The sequence below is a fragment of the Thermoanaerobaculia bacterium genome, from assembly GCA_018057705.1.
Taxonomy (GTDB): domain Bacteria; phylum Acidobacteriota; class Thermoanaerobaculia; order Multivoradales; family JAGPDF01; genus JAGPDF01.
In genome coordinates this window covers 1-18,943 of sequence record JAGPDF010000008.1, presented here as the reverse complement: position 1 = coordinate 18,943, position 18,943 = coordinate 1, and the positions used below count along the sequence as shown (strand labels likewise).

The window sequence follows — 18,943 nt, the reverse complement described above, 5'->3', positions numbered from 1 at the left end:
TGCACTACGGGGCGACTCCGGACCATTGGCCGGTGCCGCCCGTGGCGAAGCCGTCGCGGAACAGGTCGCTTCCCCCGCCGGCTTGGGTCGTGTCGCAGATCGTCCCACCGTATTCGACGGCGCCTCGGTCAGGCGTAGCTCCTCGGGATCTTCCGCAGTAGTCGTCGGGCACTGCGATGAGCGGCTCGGCGAGGTCGACGAAGGCGGTGCCGTCGAGCAGGGTGAGGTCGGCGGCGAGAGGGTCGGCGAACCACTGCTCATATTGCGGCGTCGTGATACCGGTGAGGTTGGCGCTCTGCGTCGAGGTGCCGCCGTCGCGGTTGCGGATCTGCCCCGAGACGAGGTTGTTGCGGATATCCGCGGTCGAAGCCGTGAAGCGCACGTCGATGCCCGTCGTCGCGATCAGCGTGTTGTCGTAGATCCGGGTATCGAGCGCCTCGTTGAGGTAGATCCCGACATCGGCCGGGCAGTTGACGATCAGGTTATTGCGCAGCGTGCCGTCCTGATGCTCCGGCGTGCAGGTGCTGTCCTCGCAGATCGAGTCCGGGCCGCTCCCGCCGCCGCCGAGCGAAAGACCCAGGCGGACGCCGCCGGCGTGGTCGTGCTCGCAGATCACGAGGTTGCGCTCGAAGAGCCCGTCGCGCGAGTTTCCCTTCAGGAACGCGGCGTACGAGATGTGGTCGCCCAGGGCCTTCTCGAAGTCGTGGATGACGTTGGCCCGCACGATCCAGCGTCGCCCGCCGACGACGTCGATCTTGGTGACCGGATTCCCGGTCTGGCGTGGCGCGCTGTCGGAGAATTCGTTGCCTTCGATCACCACGTCGTCGGGAAACACGAGGACATCCGGATCCCGGTTGCTCTTGATCTGGGCATTGAAATCGCGCAGGCGCGACCGGCGGATCCGCAGGAAGTCGGCGTCGCCGAAGACGTGAAAGGCATGCTCGCAGTCGGAGTGATCGGCGCAGACGCCCTGAATGTCCAGATCCTCGAAAACCCAATGGCGCGCCGAAACCTTGAAGCCCTCCACAGCGTCGAAACGGATCAGCGCCCCGAGCGGCACCGCGGAGCGCACGACGATCGGCGCGCTCGCCGTTCCGGGGACATCGCAGAGGAGGTTCTGGGAGATGTCGTACTTGCCAGCCGCGAGCGTGATGACGTCGCCGGGCGCCGCACTGTCGATCGCGGCGATGAGCTGCACCGGCGTCGCGACAGGAACGACGCCAGCGACCCCCACGGCCGGGGCGAGCAGCGCCGCCGCCAGCCACCCGCCGCCGATCCGGCGCGCCGACATCAGGGGACGCTCGAGCTCCAGCGGGAGGTGGCTTCGGTCTCGAAACCGTCCTCGAAGAGACCGCCCCACCGCGCCCAGTAGCAGCCCTGCCCGTTGTGAATGCAGCTGACGACGTGGGCGGCGCCGCGCACGATGTAGAGCTCGCCCAGATGGTCTTCGCCAAAGCCGAAGTTCGACGACCCGCTCAACCAACAAGAGGAGGAGATGGCTGCCGGATTCGTTTCGTCGAAGTCGTTGGTCGCCCAGACCTGTCCGCAAGCGGCGTCGCCGTAGAAATACCGGCCCGCATTGACCGGTACCTGCTGGCCGCGATAGCGGTAGCCGCCCATGATCGAGACCCAAGGGGCGTTCTGGTGGCAGAGAATCGGATCCCAGAATCCGCTGGCGCGCGGGAACTCGCAGGTGCTGCCGCTATCCGCCGGACAGCCCGTGTTCGAGCAGCCCGACGAGGCGAACGAGGACTGGCAGCCCTCGCGGCAGACCCAGCCCAGGTTCGCCGGTGCCGGGGTCGAAGCGCGGATGAGGTTGATCTCCTCCCACTCGTTCTGTCCAACGTCGCCCAGGTAGAGGTCGCCGGTGTCCCGATCGAAGGTGAAGCGGAAGGGGTTGCGCATGCCCAGCGCCCAGACCTCGTTGCACGCGCTCGCCTGGCCGACGTAAGGGTTGTCGGAGGGGACAGTGTAGTTGGAGGCGTCGAGGCTGCACTCATTGGCGGCGGGAGTCGGATCCACCCCGCGCACGTCGATGCGCAGGATCTTTCCCAGCAGGGTGCCCGGGCTCTGGCCGTCTCCCGAGACTCCCGCGCCGTTGTCGCACTGCGGTCCGCCATCGCCCGTCGAGATGTACAGGTAGCCTTCCGGACCGAACGCCAGTTGGCCGCCGTTGTGGTTGGTCGCCGGATGGTCGATGCGGAAGATGACGGTCCCGGAAGCGGGATCGGCGACATCCGGATTGCCGGTCGATCGCTGATAGCGCTCGACCACGATGTCGCCGTCCGAGACCCGCGTGTAATAGACGTAGAAGCGGCCGGTCGTCCGGTAGTCGGGCTCCACGGCCATCGCGAGGAGCCCCCGCTCACCGCCGTACAGGACCTTGTTGAGACCCGTGGAAGTGAGGTCGAGGAAGGGCACAGGCAGCAGCGCCTGCGTCTCGCCCGACCAGACGAAGATCACGCCCTCCTGCGTCGCGACGAAGCGGTGCCGCAGATTGTCCGCCGGATCGACGAAGGCGATCGGCGTATCGTTCACCCCGGGGAAACCGGAGACGAGGGTCGACACCGCGGCGGGCGCGTCGGGAGTGCAGGTCGCCGTGCAGGACCCCGTGTAGCACTCGGTGGCGCCGAACAGTGCGGAAGGCGCCACCGAGAAGGCGCACACGGTGCCGAGACAGGTCCAGATCGACAGCGACCGCAGCGCGGCGTAGGGAGCTCGAGTCATTGGGGAATCTCCTGAAGTCATCCTAGCGAACCGGCCTGCGTCCAGGCGCGAATCAGTTCACAGGACGGGAGCTAACGGGCGGCCGTTACGGGGGCGAACATCCCGGGCGTGTAGGCGGTGATGGTGCCGGTGAAGGCGGAGGCGGCGACGGTGAGGGGGCTCGCGAGCCAGAGCTTGCCGGGGCCGCTCCTGCCCTTGTAGTTGCGGTTGATCGCCGAGACGGTGACCTGCTCTGTGGTCTCCGAGACGCCCGGGCCGCAGCCGATGCAGGCGCCGCAGCCGGGGCGGATGAGGCGCACGCCGGCCTTCGCGAAGTCGTCGAGGAAGCCGTGCTCGCGGGCGTAGCTCTCGACCTCGAGCGAGCCGCACTGGATGATGAAGTCGACTCCGGGGGCGACCCTGCGGCCGGCGTCGACCGCCTCCTTCACCACCCGGTGGTAGAAGACGAGATCGTCGATCTTGCCTGCGGTGCAGCTGCCACCGTAGGCGATGTCGATGCGGACCTCGCCGATCTCTTCGACCTTCGCCCCATTGGTCGGGTCCGAGGCGATGCCGCGGTCGGGATCGCCCGGGTCGGCCACCATCGGCGCGAGCGCCGCGAGATCGATGACGTGAGTGCCGCCGGCGTAGACCGCGTCGGCGTCGGGCTCGACGGTGCGCTCGCGCAAGCGGTCTTTGTCGACTCCCGGGCGCCAGAGGGCGAGCCAGCGATAGGTCTCGGCGTCGGCCGAGACGATGCCGCTCCTCGCGGTGCATTCGGTCGCCATGTTGGCGAGCGTCGCGCGCTCGTCCATCGACAGGGTGGAGACGCCCGGGCCGGTGAACTCCATGACCCGGTTGAGGGTCGCCTGCGGCCGCGCATAGGCGAGCAGGATGTGGAGCATGAGGTCCTTGGCCGTGACGTTCGGCGCGAGCTTCCCGATGAGCTCGAAGCGGATCGACTCCGGCACCTCAACCTGGGTGAAGCCAGAGTGAATGAGAGCCGCGTACTCGGTCGCGCCGACGCCCCAGGTGAGAGCGTTGTTCGCCCCGCCCATGCAGGTGTGCGAGTCGGTCGCCTGGATGAAGTCCCCGGGCTCGACCATGTGCGTGCGGGCGAGCTCGTGACAGATGCCGGGCGAGACGCCGTCGGTGGACGAGAAGTCGCGCACGCCGGTATGGCGCTGGAACTCGCGCTGCATCTCGCGCAGGATCTCGATCTTGGACAGGAAGGGGCGCATGCGCGCGACCTCGTCGGCGTAGATCAGATGATCCTCGAAGACCGCGAAGCGCTCGGGGTCCTGAATCCGGTAGTCCTCGCCGTACTCCTCGACCAGGAAAGCGTGCACCTGCGCGGTGGTGAACTCGTGCGTGTAGCCGCCGTCCACCGAGACCACCACGGCGTCACCCGGTTGCACGTAGACCTCGGCGCCCTTCTGCGTGCCGACGACATGGCGCGCCAGGATCTTCTCGGCCATGGTCATCGGCCGGCGCGGCGTGGCGACGGACGGAGGCTCGACGGCCCCCTCGGCGAGCGCCTTCGAGTAGGGGAACAGGCCTCCCCACTCGATGATCTGCCGGGTGATCGGATCGTAGCCCTCGGTGAACTCGGCGAGCGGCACACCTTCGCCGCTCTGCAGGCGGGCGAGCACGTCGTAGCCGCCCATGAGCGTGCCGAGGTTGAGGTTGTTGCGGGCGTGGATCGGAGCAAAGGAGGCGGCGATCGCGATCTTGATCCCGGCGTACTTCTCGCACTGGGCGGCGGTCTCGCGCGAGCTCCCGGTGCCCTTGCGCAGCCCGGAGACGATGACCTCGAAATTGCCGTTGGCGAGGGCGTCGCGCTCGAAGAGCCGCTGGCCGTCGACGATCAGGCCGGCGTAGGCCTCGCGGGCGATCTCCTCCGGCTGCCAGTTGAAACAGACCCAGGCGGGGGTCATGACGTCGGTATTGATGTCATCGAGCAGGTCGGCCGGGTCGACATCGGACATCTGCAGGTCGAGCTCGCCGCGCAACTGGCGGCGGATGAGCTCGGCATCCTTGGTCAGGAAGAGGACCCGTTTCCCGGGCGTCAAGCGAACGATCGACGGCGGTTTCATGGCGGGGATTCTACCCCTCCCCTCCCACCTGAAAAGAATTGGGGACTGTCCCCAATTTAGCCCACTCTGACGTTGCCAAGGGCGCGCCGGCGCTCGGGAATCCAGGGTGGGCGACCACGCTTCAAATAGGAGCCCGCCCTGGATTCCCGAGTGCCGGAGTGCCCCGCCACCGGCGTCCCGGGGGAGCTCGCCACAGCGCTACACTGATGCCGTGCAGCCCCTCGAGGTGGAAACACCGCGCATCAGCCTGATCATTCCGGCCTACAACGAGGCGGAACTCCTCCCCCGACTGCTCGACAGCGTCGATACCGCGCGGGCGGCGTACGGCGGAACGGTCGAGGTCATCGTCGCCGACAACGCGTCGACCGACGAGACGGCGGAGATCGCACTGCAGCGCGGCTGCCGGGTCGCCCGGGTCGAGAAGCGGTCGATCGCCGCCGCCCGGAACGGCGGGGCCGCCGCGGCGCGCGGCGAGATCGTCGCCTTCACCGATGCCGATGGACGGATCCACCCGCGGACCTTTCTCGCTCTCGACGCCGCGGTGGCCTCGGGCCGCATCGTCGCCGGGGCGACCGGCGGCCACTTCGAGCGCTGGTCGCCCGGTCTGGTCGCGACCTTCGTGCTGTTTGCACCGCTCGCCCTCGCGACCGGTTTCGACGTCGGGGTCGTCTACACCCGGCGCGCCGATTTCGAAGCCATCGGCGGCTACGACGAGAGCCTGCTCTACGCTGAGGACGTCGCCTTTCTCCTCGCGCTGCGCCGCCACGGCAAGTCGACCGGCCGGCGGCTCGCCCGCCCCTGGGGTGCGCGCACCATCGTGTCGACGCGCAAGTTCGACCGCTGGGGCGACTGGCACTTCTTCACCCGCATGCCGGCGGTGGGCTGGAGGCTGTTGCGCGATCCCGGCTCGGTGGCCGATTTCGCGCGCGAGTACTGGTACCACCCGGAGCGCTGAGCGCGAGTTACGGCGCGGCGCTCGACCACTCCGAGGTGTTGCCGTCCTCGAAGTGGGCGGCAAAGATCAGGCCCTTCCACCACTGCAGCAGGGTCCGCAGTGCCTCCGGCGGGTTCTGCGGCGCGGCGCTCCCCGGGTCGCTCTGATCGAGCGTGTTGAGGCCGTGGCAGGAGGTGCAGACACGGATTTCACCCGGCTGGAAGGTCAGCCAGTAGCGCTCGCGCACCACGGGCGATCCCGTGCCGTTGGTCAGATGCCAGGTGAGGGCGCGCTCGGCCGGCACGAGCGCCGCCATGGAGCCATCGTCGCCGAGCTCGACGCTCGCGGCCGGCGCTCCCTGCGGCAGGGGGGGATTCAACGCCCGCGGGTCGTGCATGCGCTGCGCCAGGACCCGGCGCCCGGGACGCGGACTCGCCGTGCCACCCGTGCCCCGGATCAGGTCGGCCTGGAACAGCTGCATGTGCGTCACGTCATAGATCGCTCCACCGGCGCCGGTCGTCTGGGCGGTGCCACCGGGCACGCGGAGGTTGAACGGCTGCTGGCGATCGGCGCGGTCGCGAGTCGTGACGTCGCGGCTCACGATCAGGGCGAGGTCGCGACTCTCGAGGAACTCGCGGAAGTCGGCGACATCGACCTGCTCGTCGCTGAACACCGACGCTTCCGGCGTCTCGAGCGGCGGCACTGCCGGGATGGGCGGCGTGCGCGGCCGCACCTCGACCGGGTCGAGCTCCCACAGGGTGACGTTGGTGTAGGTGACCATCGTATCGGGGTCCCAGTACCAGAGCGTCTTGGTGATCCCCGGCGTGAGGGTTGCTCCGTACTTCTGGTAGCCGGCGCAGGGCGCCGTCGCCGCCACCAGATTGCGCAGCCGGAACTTGTAGCGCGCCACCGGAGCGGCAGTCGAACCGTCGTTCGCGGCCTGCCGGGTCTCGGGCACGCCGGCGCTTCGTTCCCCGGCGTGCACGGCGATCAGCGTCCCCGGGCCCGTCGTCGTCGTGAGCGGCAGCGGGTTGCGGTAGAACCCCGAATGGCAGGGTCCGGGGCTCGCGGTGAAGCCCGCGGTGTCGGGGTGGGAGATCCAGGTCACTCCCATCTCGCTCGCATGGTCGGTCGGTGCGCCGTTCAGGGAGAAGAGCATGCCGGCGGCGTGGGTGTAGAACTCGGGCGCATCGATCGCGTAGTAGAGCCCGGGAACCATCGCGCTCTCGCGGATCTCTAGCATGTTGAAGATCTCGCGGTCGTTGAAGCGATCGCAGGCGTTGTCGCCGCAGATGAACTCGTCGAGATTGCCGTCGTTGTTGAAGGACCGGTTGAAGTAGGTATGCAGCTCGTGGCGGCCGATGTGGTTCAGCGTCTCGAGGCCGGTCCCGTCCGGATTCACCATCCAGGGGAAGAAGTGGTTGAAGCTGTGCCCTTCCTCATGCGGCTGCAGCAGGTCGACGCGGCCGGCGCGGGGCTCCGGGAACTGCTCGTCCCGGGTGGCGAGCGCGACCGCGTCGGAACGTTCGCTCGACCAGTTGAACGTGCCGTAGGTCGGCGGATTGCCGGCGACGACATCGTAGTAGTCGCTGTCGGCCTGCTGGTCGCGCTGCAGGTGGTCCCAGCGAGTGAAGACGACGCGGCCGAAGCTGTCGACCGTCGGCTTGAAGTCCCCGGAAGGCGCGTGATCGAGGAGCTTCAGGTCGCCGGTCGCCGCGTCGAGGCTCCAGAGTCCCGTGACGACCGGCGCCTCCTCGTACTCGTCGAGCTGCGGGTAGAGGTGGGCGCGGCCGTCGCGCGGCCGGTCCGAGGTGAACAGGATCCGCCCGTCCGGCGCGTAGACCGGGCTGACGTTGTTGGCGAGAAGCGGCTGGTTCGGCACTTTGGTGATCGTCACCGGATCTCCGGTCCCGAGCCCGGTCACCTCGTAGAGCTGCCAGTAATAGGTCCCCCAGGCGTACTGCTGGATCGGCGCGCCGATGACCATCGAAAAGACCGCCTTGGTGCCGTTCCAGTGCACCGCCGGTTCGCGCACCGCGATCGAGGTCGCCCCCTGGAATCCGCTCGCCACGCCGTAGCCGCCGAGCTGGGTGAGGTTCTTCAGCGTGCCGTTCGGGTAGAGCACATAGAGGTCGCCGCCGCGCCCGGTACTCTGCAGGTCGGCGCGATGGTTGCCGAAGACCGAGCCGATGGCCGTGAAGTCGTACGGAATCGGCGTCTGGGTGACGAAGAGGATCGGATGGAGGCGCTGCGCCTCCACGATGCTGCCGCAGAGGAAGAGCAGGGCGAAGATCGACTTGCGCATTGAAGCGTCCTCCAGAGGGTACAGATCGAAGCAGGATTCTCGGATCCGGAGGGAGGCCGGCCAATGGACTCCTGCACACCAGGAAGAACGCTGAAACACGCCCGCCTGTGCCACATCCCCCTCGAAAAGAGGGACACGAAAAGAGGGACAGGCACGGGTTCTCGCGCCCTTCGCGAAAACTCGTGCCTGTCCCTCTTTTCCAAAACTCGTGCCTGTCCCTCTTTTCTCATATCGTCTGGCGGATGTGCGGCCGCTACGTCCTGACCACCCCCGGCGAGGTGCTGGCGCAGGTCTTCGAGACCACCCCACCGCCGGAGGAACTCCTCGAAGCCATCGTGCCGCGCTACAACATCTCGCCGACGCAGGCGGTGCCGATCGTCCGCCAGCCGGCCGGCGGGGCGCGGGAGCTCGCGCTCGTGCAGTGGGGTCTTGTCCCTCATTGGGCCAAAGACCCCAAGATCGGCAACCAGCTCATCAATGCCCGCGCCGAAACCGCCGCCGAAAAGCCCTCCTTCCGCGACGCCATGAAGCGCCGCCGATGTCTCATCCCGGCCGACGGTTTCTACGAATGGCAGAAGCTCGGCAAAGGGAAACAGCCCTGGTTGCTGCGCATGAAAGGTGCGCAGACGTTTGCCTTCGCCGGACTCTGGTCGCAGTGGAAGAATCCGGAGGGCGGCGCGACCCTGGAAACCTGCGCCATTCTCACCACGACCCCGAACGAGCTCACCGCCACCGTCCACGACCGTATGCCGGTGATTCTCCCGGCGACCACCTGGAGGCGCTGGCTCGACGACGCCCCGCCGGGCACTCCCTTTACCGAGCTCTTGATTTCCTACCCGGCGGCACAGATGGAGGCTCTCCCGGTCAGCAGGCGCGTCAACAGCCCGGCCAACGAAGGACCGGACCTCATCGAACCCGTCCAGATGTAAGCGGAGCAGGCCCGCCGCAGCGTGGCCTTGCTAGACTCCGCCGCTCATGAACACCGAGCAGTGGGCGCGCCTCTCCGAGCTCTTCGGCGACCTGGTCGAGGCCAACGACGCCGACCAGCGGGCGCGCCTTGCGGACCCGGTGCTCGCCCGCGAGCTCGGCGCAGATCTCCTGCGCGAGCTCGAACGCATGCTTCAGGCGCACCACGCGGGCCGGCCGCTGGCGCTCGAGGAGCGGGTCGCCGGCGACCCCGCACCCGTGCCGCGGTGGATCGGGCCCTACCGCCTCGGGCGTCTGCTCGGCGAGGGCGGCATGGGCGAGGTCTGGCTCGCCGAGCGCGACGAGCCCGGCTTTCGCCGCCAGGTCGCGCTGAAACGGATTCGTCGGGGGCTCGAGGGCAGCGAGCTCCGGCGCCGCTTCGGGATCGAGCGCGAAGCTCTCGCCCGCCTCTCCCACCGCGGCATCGCCCAGCTCTTCGACGGCGGCATCGACGAGGCCGGCATCCCCTACCTTGCCCTCGAATATGTCGACGGCCGACCGCTCACCGTCGCCGCCGACGAGAGGCGACTCGGTCTCGACCAGCGCCTGGGCCTGTTCGAGCAGGTCTGCGAGGCGGTGCACTACGCCCATGTCCACCTCGTCGTCCATCGCGATCTGAAGCCGTCCAACATCCTGCTGACCGAAAGCGGCGAGGTACGGCTGCTCGACTTCGGAATCGCCAAGCTCCTCGACCCCGAAGCGGCCGGCCTCGGCGGAGCCGGAGAGACCCGCACGGCACAGCTCCTCGCGACGCCCGAGTACGCCAGCCCCGAGCAGCTCGCCGGCGAGCCGGTCACGACAGCGACCGATGTCTACGCGCTCGGCCTGCTGCTCTTCGAGCTGCTGACCGGCAGTCGGCCATTCCACGAGCACGAAGGTTCGCTGACCGGGCTCGAGCGCGCCGTCCGGACCATCGAACCCCGCCGGCCGAGCGAGACGGTCGCGGCTGAAGGCGACGCGTCGGCCGCTGCCGCCCGGCATTCGAGCCCCGGCGCCCTCGCCCGCGCGTTGCGCGGCGACCTCGACACCATCGTCTCCACAGCACTGCGCAAGGAGCCCGAGCGCCGCTACGCCTCCGTGGAGCGCCTCGCCGAGGATGTCGCGCTCTTTCGCGCTGGACGGCCGATCCGTGCCCGGCCCGAGAGCGCCGCCTACCGGCTGCGCAAGTTCGCCGGCCGGCATCGCGTCGCCGTCGGCGCCGGAGCGGCGATCGGTCTCCTGCTCGCCGTCTTTGCCCTCTTCGCCGTGCGGCAATCGGCGCTGGTCGCGCGCGAACGCGACACGGCGCGCGCCGAGCGCGACAAGGCGCGCGAGCTCTCGACCTTCCTGATCGACCTCTTCGGCGCCGACCCCTACGCCGACGACGGGGCTCTGCGCGACACCACGACCCTGGGAGAATTTCTCGATCGGAGCGAAGCCTCCGTGCGCCGCGAGCTCGTCGACCGGACGGAGCTCAAGGCAGCGCTGCTCTCGCGGCTCGCCCGACTGCACGGCAACCTCGGCCGGCTCGACCGCGCACGCGCGCTGGCGGAGGAGTCCCTGGATCTCCGGCGGGCGCTGCCCGGCGACCGGCGCGCCGATGTCGCCGAGAGCGCCAACACTCTCGCCACGGTACTCCAGGATCAGGGAGAGCTCGCTGCAGCCGAAGCCCTCTTCCGCGAAGCGCTGGCGCTACGCGAAGCGCTTTATCCGGAGCTTCACGCCGACGTTGCCGAGAGCGTCAACAACCTCGCGATCGTGCTCGTCGAGCGCGACGATCCGGCCCAGGCCGGAGAGACCGAAAAGCTGGAGCGCCGCGGCCTGGCACTGCGACGTCAGCTCTTCGGCGAAGACCATCTCGAAACCCTCCAGAGTCGCAACAACTTCGCAGTGTTTCTGATGAAGCGCGGTCGACCCGAAGACCTCGCCGAGGCCGAGGTCCATCTCCAGGAGGTCCTCGAGGGGCGCCGGCGACGGCTGGGGAAAGACCACCCGACGGTCGCCAACTCCGAGAACAATCTCGCCAACCTGCTCGACGACCTCGGCCGCGAGAGCGAGGCGATCCCGCTCTTCCGGGAGGCGATCCGCGCCTGGACGGCCAGCCTCGGCGCCGATCATCCGCGCGTCGCCACCGGTCTCTATGGCCTCTCCAAGGCGCTCGAAGACAGCGGCGACCTGCGCGGCGCCGAGGAGGCCCTGCGCGCCTCCCTGGCGATCGACGAGCGCCGGCTGCCCCCCGGTCACCCTTACCTCGCGACCGACCGGCTCGAGCTCGGCAAGCTCCTGCTCGCCGCCGAACGCCCGGCCGACGCCGCAGTCGAGCTGCGCTGGGCGCTCGCCGCGTTCCGCGCCACCGGAGCCGCAGGGGCGAAGGAGGCTGCCGAGGCGCAGACGGCACTCGACGACTGTCTCGACCGGCTCGGCAAGCGGGCGTCAGCGCCAGCGAAGCCCGCAGTCGCGGAGGCGCGATGAGCGGCGCGGTCACGCTCTGGCTGCGCCGCCTCGGCGAGGGGGACGAAGCGGCGCTCGACCAGCTGGTGCCGCTGCTCTACGACGAGCTGCGCGGGGTGGCGCGCCGCCTGCTGCGCGGCGAGCGCCCGGGCCACACCCTCTCGACCACTGCGCTCGTCAACGAGACCTATCTGCGCCTGCTCGAAGCGCGCCGCCTCGCGCCCGGCGACCGGGCAGCCTTTCTCGGAGTCGCGGCAGTGACGATGCGGCGCCTGCTGGTCGACGCCGCGCGCCGGCGCCTCGCCGAGAAGCGCGGCGGCGGCGCGCCGGTCGAGCCCCTGGACGAGCTCTCCATGAGTATTGCCGCGCCCGAGGCCGACGCCGAACTGGTGGCGCTCGACGCCGCGCTGGAAACGCTCCGGTCCGCGAGCCCGCGAGCCCACCAGGTCGTCGAGCTCCGCTTCTTCGCCGGGCTGTCGCTCGAAGAGACCGCCGCAGCCCTCGCGCTCTCCACCAAAACCGTGCAACGCGACTGGCTCGCCGCCCGCGCCTGGCTCCGCGCCGAGATCGGCCCTCAGGAGAGCCCTTCCCTCGACGCCTGACCCCGCCTCTGTCGGCTTTCCGCGTCCACCATCCAGAAGCGCCGGACCAAAAAACAGGGACAGGCACGCGTTTCGATAAACAGGGACAGGCACGGGTTTCCATACGAGTTTCCGGGAGGGGGACGGGGACGACTTCCGAAGCGTTGCCCCCAGCCCCGTCAACAGCTGCTTTCAATCGCTTCTGGCTCTCTTCCGCGGCCGTCCTTGCGGTCGAGTACTGAGATCGCGGCCGAGAATCTGCTCGAGTTCAGCGACGAACTCGGGACTCCCTGTAGGCCGACCCGTGGCGGTGCACGAGCGGATCGAGCGGTCTACGGACTCGTCACAATCGCCGGAGAGCCAAGACTGCCAGTTGGAGATGGTTCCCGGAAAAGGCCGCTGGGGAGAGAGCGGACCATCGGGGGCCAGACCGCAGTGCGCAGCGGCGCTTGACCAGGGATAGCGCTCCGCAGTCTCGACCAGGCCAGCGCGGACCGGATTGCGCTCGACATAGCGCACGGCGGCCCAGAGGTGAGCCAAGTCGAGCGGCGAAGAGTAGTAGCGGTTGGCCCAGAGGTGACCCTCCCAGCCGTTCGCGCGGTGAAGGACACGGGCGTAGTTCCCATGGACCTCCCTAATTGTGCGCGCCAGGGATTCGTGCCCGTGCGGGCACACCACGAGATGCACGTGATTGGTCATGAGGCAGTAGGTCCAGAGCTCCAGCCCGTGCCGCTGGCCGGCGCGGGCCAGACGACGGAGATAGTCATCGCGATCCGCATCTGAGAAGAAGATCTCTCCCCTGCGGTTGCCGCGATGGGTAACATGGTGAGGTAGGCCGGGGACGACGATTCGCGCTGTTCGTGGCATTACCAGGTAAGGACGGAACTGGCCGCCGCAATCTGGCAGAAAGAAGAAGAAAAAGAGGGACAGGCACGGGTTTCGAAATCCGTGCCTGTCCCTCTTTTCCGAAAACCGTGCCTGTCCCTGTTTTTCGGGAGGGTCGGGTCAGGCCTGCTTCATGGTCTGGGAGATCTGGATCAGCTCGCCGAGGTTGTCGAGGGTGATCATGCCGACGAGGCCCGTGGCGCCGGCCTCCTGGCCGATGACCAGGATCGGCTGCAGCGGGCGGCTCTGCAGATGTCGCAGCACCGCTTCGAGCGGCATGTCGACCGAAACAGTCTGGGGCTCGCGGTCCATCACTTCGAGCACCGCGCGTTCGCGGCCGCCGGGGGTCGCGAGCGCCGCGAGCAACGCGCCGCGCGGCAGGAGCCCCGCCACTCTCCCCCAGGCATCGACCACCGGAAAGTCCTGCTGGTGGGAGGAAAGCAGCATCTCGGCTGCGCGACCCAGAGACTCCTGCGGCGCGATCGTCTCGTAGCGCGTGATCATCGCGTTGCGGGCGGTGAGCCCCGCCACCGCCGACCGGCTGCGCTCGTAGGCGGCCTCCTGCCCGGCGCCGACGAAGACGAAGAAGGCGATCAGCAGGAAGACCGGCTTCAACGGCGGCACGATCGCCCAGAGCGCGAACAGCAGAGCGAAGCCCTGTCCCACCCGGGCCGCGATGCGGGTCGCTCTCTCCTGCCCGGCGTACATCGACAGGATCGCCCGCAGGATCCGACCGCCGTCCATCGGGAAGGCCGGCACCAGGTTGAAGAAGAAGAGGGTCAGGTTCGCAGTCAGGAGCTGCCAGACGACCGGCGCGCCACCCGCCAGCAGGTCCTCCGGGGAGAACGACACCTGCACCTGCTGCACCACCAGCCAGGCGACGAGCATCCCCGCCAGGACCAGATTCACCAGCGGCCCGGCGAGGGCGATCAACAGTTCGGCCTTGCCCGACGGAATCCGGTCGAGCCGGGCCACGCCGCCGATCGGATAGAGCACGATCTCGCGGGTCTCGACACCGAAACGGCGCGCCATCGCGGCGTGTCCCAACTCGTGCAGCACGACGCACCCGAAGAGCAGCAGAATGAAGACCACTCCGGAGAAGAAGCCCTCTCCGGAGGCGGCCGAGGCCATTCCGAACCAGACCAGGATCAACAGGAAGGTGAAATGGATCCGGATCGGAATGCCCAGCGCCGTGCCGACCCGGAACGCCCCGCCGGTGGCGCGACTCTCGCTCACCGCTTCGTCTCCGCAGGCGGAGGCATCACTTCAACCACCGTTCGGCCGTCACCAACCGCAGACCTGGCCCTTGTTCTGCTCGGTGAGCCAGGTCTGGAGCGGAGCGAAGTAGTCGAGGATCGCCGAGGCGTCCATGGCGCGCTCGCCGGTGAGGGCCGCCATCGCTTCGGGCCAGGGCCTGGAGGAGCCCATCTCCATCATCGCGCCCAGCTTCTCGCCCGCCGCCTTGCTGTCGTAGATCGAGCAGCGATGGAGCGGTCCCTTCTGCCCGGCGGTCTCGCAGAGCGCGCGGTGGAACTGGAACTGCAGGACGTCGGCGAGGAAGTAGCGCATGTAGGGCGTGTTGCCGGGGACATGGAACTTCGCGCCGGGATCGAAGTCGGCCTCGCTGCGCGCCGCTGGAGGGGCGACGCCCTGATACTTGCGCTTGAGCTCCCACCAGGCCTGGTTGTACTGCGCCGGCGGGATCTTGCCCGAGAAGACCTCCCAGCGCCACTTGTCGATGGTCAGTCCGAACGGCAGGAAAGCCACTTTGTCGAGTGCCGTCTGCAGCAGGAGAGCGATGTCGGCCTCTGCCGGCGGTTCCTTGTCGATGAGACCCAGGGACTTCAAGTAGGCCGGCGTCACCGACAGCGCCACGGTGTCGCCCAGGGCCTCGTGGAAGCCGTCGTTGGCGCTGTCGAGGAAGAGGGTCGACTTCCCGTTGTAAGCCCGCTGGTAGTAGTTGTGCCCGAGCTCGTGATGGATGGTCGAGAAGTCCTCTTCGTTGATCTCGATGCACATCTTGATGCGCAGGTCGTCCTTCTGGTCGATGTCCCAGGCGGAGGCGTGGCAGACGACGTCGCGGTCGCGCGGCTTGGTGAACATCGAGCGCTCCCAGAAGGTCGCCGGCAGCTTCTCGAAGCCGAGCGAGCTGAAGAAGCCCTCGCCATAGCGCACCATCCCGAGCTCGTCGACGCCCTTCGCCTTGAGCTGCGTGGTGAGGTCGAAACCCGGCAGCACGGCGTTCGCCGGCTTCACGAGGTCGTAGATCCCCCCCCACTGCTGGGCCCACATGTTGCCGAGCAGATGCGCCGGAATCGGCGCTCCCGGCGGCACGACCTCTTTGCCGTAGGTCGCGGTGAGGCGCGCGCGCACGTAGCAATGCAGCGAATCGTAGAGCGGCTTGACCTGACCCCAGAGCCGGTCGAGTTCGGCCGCGAAGGCGTCGGGCTGCATGTCGTACTTCGAGCGCCAGAGCTCGCCGAGGTTGGCGTAGCCGAGCTCTTTGGCGCCCTCGTTCGCGAGCTCGACGAAGCGCTGATATTTGCCGCGCATCGGCCGGGATATCGAATGCCAGCCAGCCCAGGCCGTCTCGAGCTCTTTCGGGTCGCGGCTGGTGGTGAGGACGGTCGAGAGCTGGCCGATGTCCATGCACTCGCCGGGCTTCGCCGGCGGGCAGTACTTGCCGCGGCCGTACATCCCTTCGAGCTCGGCGGCGAGCTGGGTGAGCTCCTCGCGCTTCGCGGCGTCGGAAGGCGCCGGCAGCACCTGGCTCGACTTGAGCAGTCCCATCTTGCGCTCGAGCTCGGCCGGCAGCTTGACGCCGGCGAAGCGCGTCGCCTTCTGCGCCAGCTCCATCGCCGCAGCGATCACCAGCTCGTTGGCCTGGGCGGCGAGCGTCTCGGTGTCGCCGGTGATGTAGGTCGCGGCGACCCACTGGGCGCGGTCGCGCGCGATGTAGAGCTTCAGCAGACGGGCCTCCGCCTCGGCCATGAACTGCTCGGCCTCGGCCACGGTCGGTTTGGCCGGCGCCTCGGCGCCAGCGGTGACGGGAGAGGCGACGGCGACGAGGGCCAGCAGAAGGCCGAGAGCGGCCGCGCGGAAAAAGGACAGTCTGTATGTGGGCATCGATTTCTCCATGTCTGTGAAGGTGACGCTGACCTCTGCGGCACCCGCGCCGCCCGGGCCGGTCCTCTAGCCCCGGGCGAGGAACTCCTGGATCCGTGCGAAACCCTTCTTGAGGGTCTCGCGCGAACAGGCGAACGAGATCCGGATGTAGTTGTCGCCGCCGAAGGCAGCCCCCGCCACGACCGCGACGTGGGCCTCTTCGAGCAGGCGCTCGGCGAACCGGGTCGAGCCCTCGGGCTCGCCGCCGTCGTCGGTGCGGAAACAGGCAGAGACGTCCGGGAAGGCGTAGAAGGCGCCGGCCGGAGGGAGGCAGTGGAAGCCGGGCAGGGCGTTCAAGTGCGGAATGAGCAGGTCGCGGCGCGCCTCGTACTCGACGATCATTTTCTCGACCTCGGGCTCGGCGTGCTCGAGCGCCGCGAGGGCACCGACCATGGCAAACGAGGTCGCGTTCGAGGTCGCGTGGCTCTGGATCGTCGCCGCCGCGTCGACGAGCTCCCGCGGTCCCATCAGGTAGCCGAGCCGCCAGCCGGTCATGGCATAGGTCTTCGAGAACGAACCGACGACCACGACGGTCTCGGGAAAGCGCTCAGCGAGCGCGGCGGCCGAAAACGGCACCGCACCGTCGTAGACGAAGCGCTCGTAGGTCTCGTCGGAGATCACCAGCACGCCGCGCGCGGCGCAGCCCTCGATGATCGCGGTGAGCGCCTCGGGCGAGATCCGGCCACCAGTCGGATTGCACGGTGAGTTGACGATGACGGCGCGGGTGCGCGGGGTGATCGCCGCGAGCATCGCCTCGGGATCGACGGCGAAGCCGTCGTCGCCCGAGGTCGGGACCTCGACGACCGCGGCGCCGGCGAAGCGGATCTGCTCCGGGATGCTGACCCAGGCCGGCGTATGGAGGACGACCTCCTGCCCCGCTTCGAAGAGCGCCAGCGCGACCTCGAAGAGCGCCCCCTTGCCGCCCACCGTGATGAGGGTCTGGTCGGCCGTCCAGGGGGCGCCGTAGCGTGCCGCGTAGCGCTTCGCGAGTGCCTGCCGCAGGGCCGGAATCCCCTGGTTCTGGGTGTACTTGGTGAAGCCGTCGGCGAGCGCCTGGCGTGCCGCTTCGACCGCGACCGCCGGCGAGGCGAAGTCGGGCTCGCCAGCGCCGAAGTCCACGACGTCGATTCCCTGTGCCTTCATCTGCATGGCACGCCGGGTGACTCTGAGGGTCGCCGACTCGCCGATCCGTCGCACGCGGGCCGATAGGTCCATGGCTTGCATGTTATCATCGCCAGCGGGCCATTTTGACCGCGACAGAGGCCATCCAACCCGATGAAAAGACAGCTCTTCGCAGCCCCTGCCCTGGTCCTCTGCGGCCTCGCGGCGATGGTCTCGCCGGGCCCCGCCCGCGCCGCTTCCGTCTGGCACGACAGCACCGAGAAGGCGTTCGCTGAGGCGAGGAAGAGCGGCAGGCCCGTGCTCGTCGATCTCTACGCCGACTGGTGCGGCTGGTGCAAGACAATGGAACGTGAGGTCTTCACCCAGCCCCGGTTCCAGACCTACGCCGAACGTTTCGTGCTGCTGCGGGTCGACGTCGAAGACGGCGCCGCCGGAAGCGAGCTCCAGCGGCGCTTCCGTGCCGGGTCGCTGCCGACCCTGCTGCTGCTCGATCCGAAGCAGAGCCTGCTCGGCAAGATCGAAGGCTTTCTCGAGACCGACCGACTCATCGCCCGCCTCGACGGCGAGCTCGCCACCTACGACGCCTTCCTGGCGGCCTACGATGTCGCTCTCGCGAGCTCGGATCCGCTCCTCTGGCGGAGCCGCGCCCGCGAGCTCCATGCGCGGGGCGACGGCGGCCGGTCCGCCGTCCTCTTCGAACGCCTGGTGCGGGACGGCAAGCTCACCGGCGACGAGCTCGCCTGGACACGCCTGCAGCTCGCCGACGCTTACCGCATGGACGGCCGCTTCGCCGAGGCGAAGAAGACCGCCTCGGAGCTGCGCAACGCACTCGCCGCGCAGCCGAAGTCGGAGCAGACCCAAGGTGCCCAGGGGATCGTCGAGCGCGTCGACCTGCTGCTGGTCTTCATCGCCGGTGGCGAGCGCGACTGCGCCGGCGCCGCCTTCGCCCTCGCCACCTTCGAGCGCGGCCATCCGCGCAGCCCCTATCTGCCCGACGCGCGGCGCGCCTACTCGGCCCTGAAGTCCGACTCGACGGCGCTGTGCTCCTGAAGCGCACGGCGAGGCACCTCGGCGGGTTCGCGCCGCTCGCTCTCTTCGCCCTGGCGGCGATGGTGGGCGCCGGCACAGGCCACGCCCAGTTCTCCGCCGACGGCGGCCCGGCCCGGCTCGAAAAAGTCGTCCTGTCGGGCGCCGCGGACCGCACGGCCTATCTGCCGGGAGAGCCGATCCGGGTGGCGGCCCGTCTGGAGATCGCCGCTGGCTGGCACCTCCAGGCCCACGTGCCGACTTACGACTACCTGATTCCGACGACGCTCTCGGTCGAGACGCCCGCGGGCTGGCCGGCCGTCGAGGTCGAGATCGACTATCCAGCACCACGCAAGTACAGGTTCGCTTTCGCCGAGGAGGAGCTCGACGTGCTCGAGGGGCGCGAGCGCGTCCTGGCGCGGCTGACGGTGCCGCAGTCCGCCGCCGCTGGCCCGGTGCGGCTCGTCCTGCACCTGCGTTACCAGGCCTGCGACGACCGCCAGTGCCTGGCGCCGGTGGAAACCTCCGTCCCGGTCGACCTGCAGATCGGGCCCGGCGGCGTGGCGGCAGCTGCCGAGTACTTCGCTGAACCGGCGGCCACGCGTTCTTCAGAGGCGTCCGGGGCGAAAGCGCCCGGGACCGCCGCGAATGCGGCGACGGCCGCCCCCCCCGCGAGCGCAGGGGACTCCCCGCCCCCCCCGAGGAACCCCACGACCCCGGCCCCGGC

Annotated in this window: 14 protein-coding genes; 6 read left to right on the top strand and 8 right to left on the bottom strand. The window is 68.9% G+C overall.

The annotated features are described in order from the left end of the window. Positions 1-4: 4 nt before the first annotated feature. The 3 genes from KBI44_04040 to KBI44_04030 all read right to left on the bottom strand — a co-directional run bounded on the left by KBI44_04040 (position 5) and on the right by KBI44_04030 (position 4,802). Positions 5-1,291 (bottom strand): right-handed parallel beta-helix repeat-containing protein, encoded by a 1,287-nt coding sequence (locus KBI44_04040; protein ID MBP9143633.1) that lies wholly within the window; start codon positions 1,289-1,291, stop codon positions 5-7. Next, entirely contained in the window at positions 1,291-2,727 is a 1,437-nt protein-coding gene (locus tag KBI44_04035; GenBank protein ID MBP9143632.1) for a PQQ-dependent sugar dehydrogenase, read from the bottom strand. Before KBI44_04035 ends, KBI44_04040 begins: the two co-directional genes overlap by 1 nt. Before the next feature lie 71 nt (positions 2,728-2,798). After that, positions 2,799-4,802 carry an aconitate hydratase gene (locus tag KBI44_04030; protein ID MBP9143631.1) on the bottom strand — a complete coding sequence of 668 codons (2,004 nt, stop codon included), beginning with the start codon at positions 4,800-4,802 and terminating at the stop codon, positions 2,799-2,801. 211 nt (positions 4,803-5,013) lie between these two features. Between KBI44_04030 and KBI44_04025 the strand changes: the two genes are divergently transcribed. Continuing rightward, entirely contained in the window at positions 5,014-5,757 is a 744-nt protein-coding gene (locus tag KBI44_04025) for a glycosyltransferase (protein MBP9143630.1), read from the top strand. A 7-nt stretch (positions 5,758-5,764) separates the two neighbouring features. Here the strand turns inward: KBI44_04025 and KBI44_04020 are convergent, their stop codons facing one another. Continuing rightward, on the bottom strand, positions 5,765-8,041 hold the full coding sequence (locus tag KBI44_04020) for a PD40 domain-containing protein (protein MBP9143629.1): 2,277 nt from the start codon (positions 8,039-8,041) through the stop codon (positions 5,765-5,767). A 242-nt stretch (positions 8,042-8,283) separates the two neighbouring features. Between KBI44_04020 and KBI44_04015 the strand changes: the two genes are divergently transcribed. From KBI44_04015 to KBI44_04005, 3 genes are read left to right on the top strand one after another with little or no spacing between them, the layout of a single operon-like run. Next, positions 8,284-8,970 carry an SOS response-associated peptidase gene (locus KBI44_04015; GenBank protein ID MBP9143628.1) on the top strand — a complete coding sequence of 229 codons (687 nt, stop codon included), beginning with the start codon at positions 8,284-8,286 and terminating at the stop codon, positions 8,968-8,970. Between the two features lie 46 nt (positions 8,971-9,016). Continuing rightward, positions 9,017-11,458 (top strand): serine/threonine protein kinase, encoded by a 2,442-nt coding sequence (locus KBI44_04010; protein MBP9143627.1) that lies wholly within the window; start codon positions 9,017-9,019, stop codon positions 11,456-11,458. Beyond that, positions 11,455-12,039: a sigma-70 family RNA polymerase sigma factor gene (locus tag KBI44_04005; GenBank protein ID MBP9143626.1), complete on the top strand. Its 585-nt coding sequence runs from the start codon at positions 11,455-11,457 to the stop codon at positions 12,037-12,039. The genes KBI44_04010 and KBI44_04005 overlap by 4 nt, the downstream gene beginning before the upstream one ends. Before the next feature lie 171 nt (positions 12,040-12,210). Here the strand turns inward: KBI44_04005 and KBI44_04000 are convergent, their stop codons facing one another. The 4 genes from KBI44_04000 to KBI44_03985 form a co-directional block, all read right to left on the bottom strand. Continuing rightward, positions 12,211-12,885, bottom strand: coding sequence for a transposase (locus KBI44_04000; GenBank protein ID MBP9143625.1), 675 nt, complete (start codon positions 12,883-12,885; stop codon positions 12,211-12,213). A 138-nt stretch (positions 12,886-13,023) separates the two neighbouring features. Further along, positions 13,024-14,139 carry a site-2 protease family protein gene (locus KBI44_03995; GenBank protein ID MBP9143624.1) on the bottom strand — a complete coding sequence of 372 codons (1,116 nt, stop codon included), beginning with the start codon at positions 14,137-14,139 and terminating at the stop codon, positions 13,024-13,026. Between the two features lie 48 nt (positions 14,140-14,187). Further along, positions 14,188-16,041: a M2 family metallopeptidase gene (locus KBI44_03990; protein MBP9143623.1), complete on the bottom strand. Its 1,854-nt coding sequence runs from the start codon at positions 16,039-16,041 to the stop codon at positions 14,188-14,190. Between the two features lie 54 nt (positions 16,042-16,095). After that, complete coding sequence (locus tag KBI44_03985) at positions 16,096-17,292, bottom strand: pyridoxal phosphate-dependent aminotransferase (protein MBP9143622.1); 1,197 nt, start codon at positions 17,290-17,292, stop codon at positions 16,096-16,098. Positions 17,293-17,343: 51 nt separating this feature from the next. Here KBI44_03985 and KBI44_03980 point away from each other — a divergent pair, with 51 nt between their 5' ends. Both KBI44_03980 and KBI44_03975 read left to right on the top strand, forming a co-directional pair. Beyond that, positions 17,344-18,240 (top strand): thioredoxin family protein, encoded by an 897-nt coding sequence (locus tag KBI44_03980; GenBank protein ID MBP9143621.1) that lies wholly within the window; start codon positions 17,344-17,346, stop codon positions 18,238-18,240. Beyond that, positions 18,231-18,943: hypothetical protein (locus tag KBI44_03975; GenBank protein MBP9143620.1), on the top strand; the 713-nt coding region annotated here is incomplete at its 3' end. The genes KBI44_03980 and KBI44_03975, both read left to right, overlap by 10 nt.

Excerpts from the sequence above, each read along its gene's own strand:
- KBI44_03990 (MBP9143623.1), bottom strand. The coding sequence starts at position 16,041 with ATGGAGAAATCGATGCCCACATACAGACTGTCCTTTTTCCGCGCGGCC.
- KBI44_04020 (MBP9143629.1), bottom strand. The coding sequence starts at position 8,041 with ATGCGCAAGTCGATCTTCGCCCTGCTCTTCCTCTGCGGCAGCATCGTG.
- KBI44_04005 (MBP9143626.1), top strand. The coding sequence starts at position 11,455 with ATGAGCGGCGCGGTCACGCTCTGGCTGCGCCGCCTCGGCGAGGGGGAC.
- KBI44_03980 (MBP9143621.1), top strand. The coding sequence starts at position 17,344 with ATGAAAAGACAGCTCTTCGCAGCCCCTGCCCTGGTCCTCTGCGGCCTC.
- KBI44_04030 (MBP9143631.1), bottom strand. The coding sequence starts at position 4,802 with ATGAAACCGCCGTCGATCGTTCGCTTGACGCCCGGGAAACGGGTCCTC.
- KBI44_04010 (MBP9143627.1), top strand. The coding sequence starts at position 9,017 with ATGAACACCGAGCAGTGGGCGCGCCTCTCCGAGCTCTTCGGCGACCTG.
- KBI44_03985 (MBP9143622.1), bottom strand. The coding sequence starts at position 17,292 with ATGCAAGCCATGGACCTATCGGCCCGCGTGCGACGGATCGGCGAGTCG.
- KBI44_04035 (MBP9143632.1), bottom strand. The coding sequence starts at position 2,727 with ATGACTCGAGCTCCCTACGCCGCGCTGCGGTCGCTGTCGATCTGGACC.
- KBI44_04000 (MBP9143625.1), bottom strand. The coding sequence starts at position 12,885 with ATGCCACGAACAGCGCGAATCGTCGTCCCCGGCCTACCTCACCATGTT.
- KBI44_04040 (MBP9143633.1), bottom strand. The coding sequence starts at position 1,291 with ATGTCGGCGCGCCGGATCGGCGGCGGGTGGCTGGCGGCGGCGCTGCTC.
- KBI44_04015 (MBP9143628.1), top strand. The coding sequence starts at position 8,284 with ATGTGCGGCCGCTACGTCCTGACCACCCCCGGCGAGGTGCTGGCGCAG.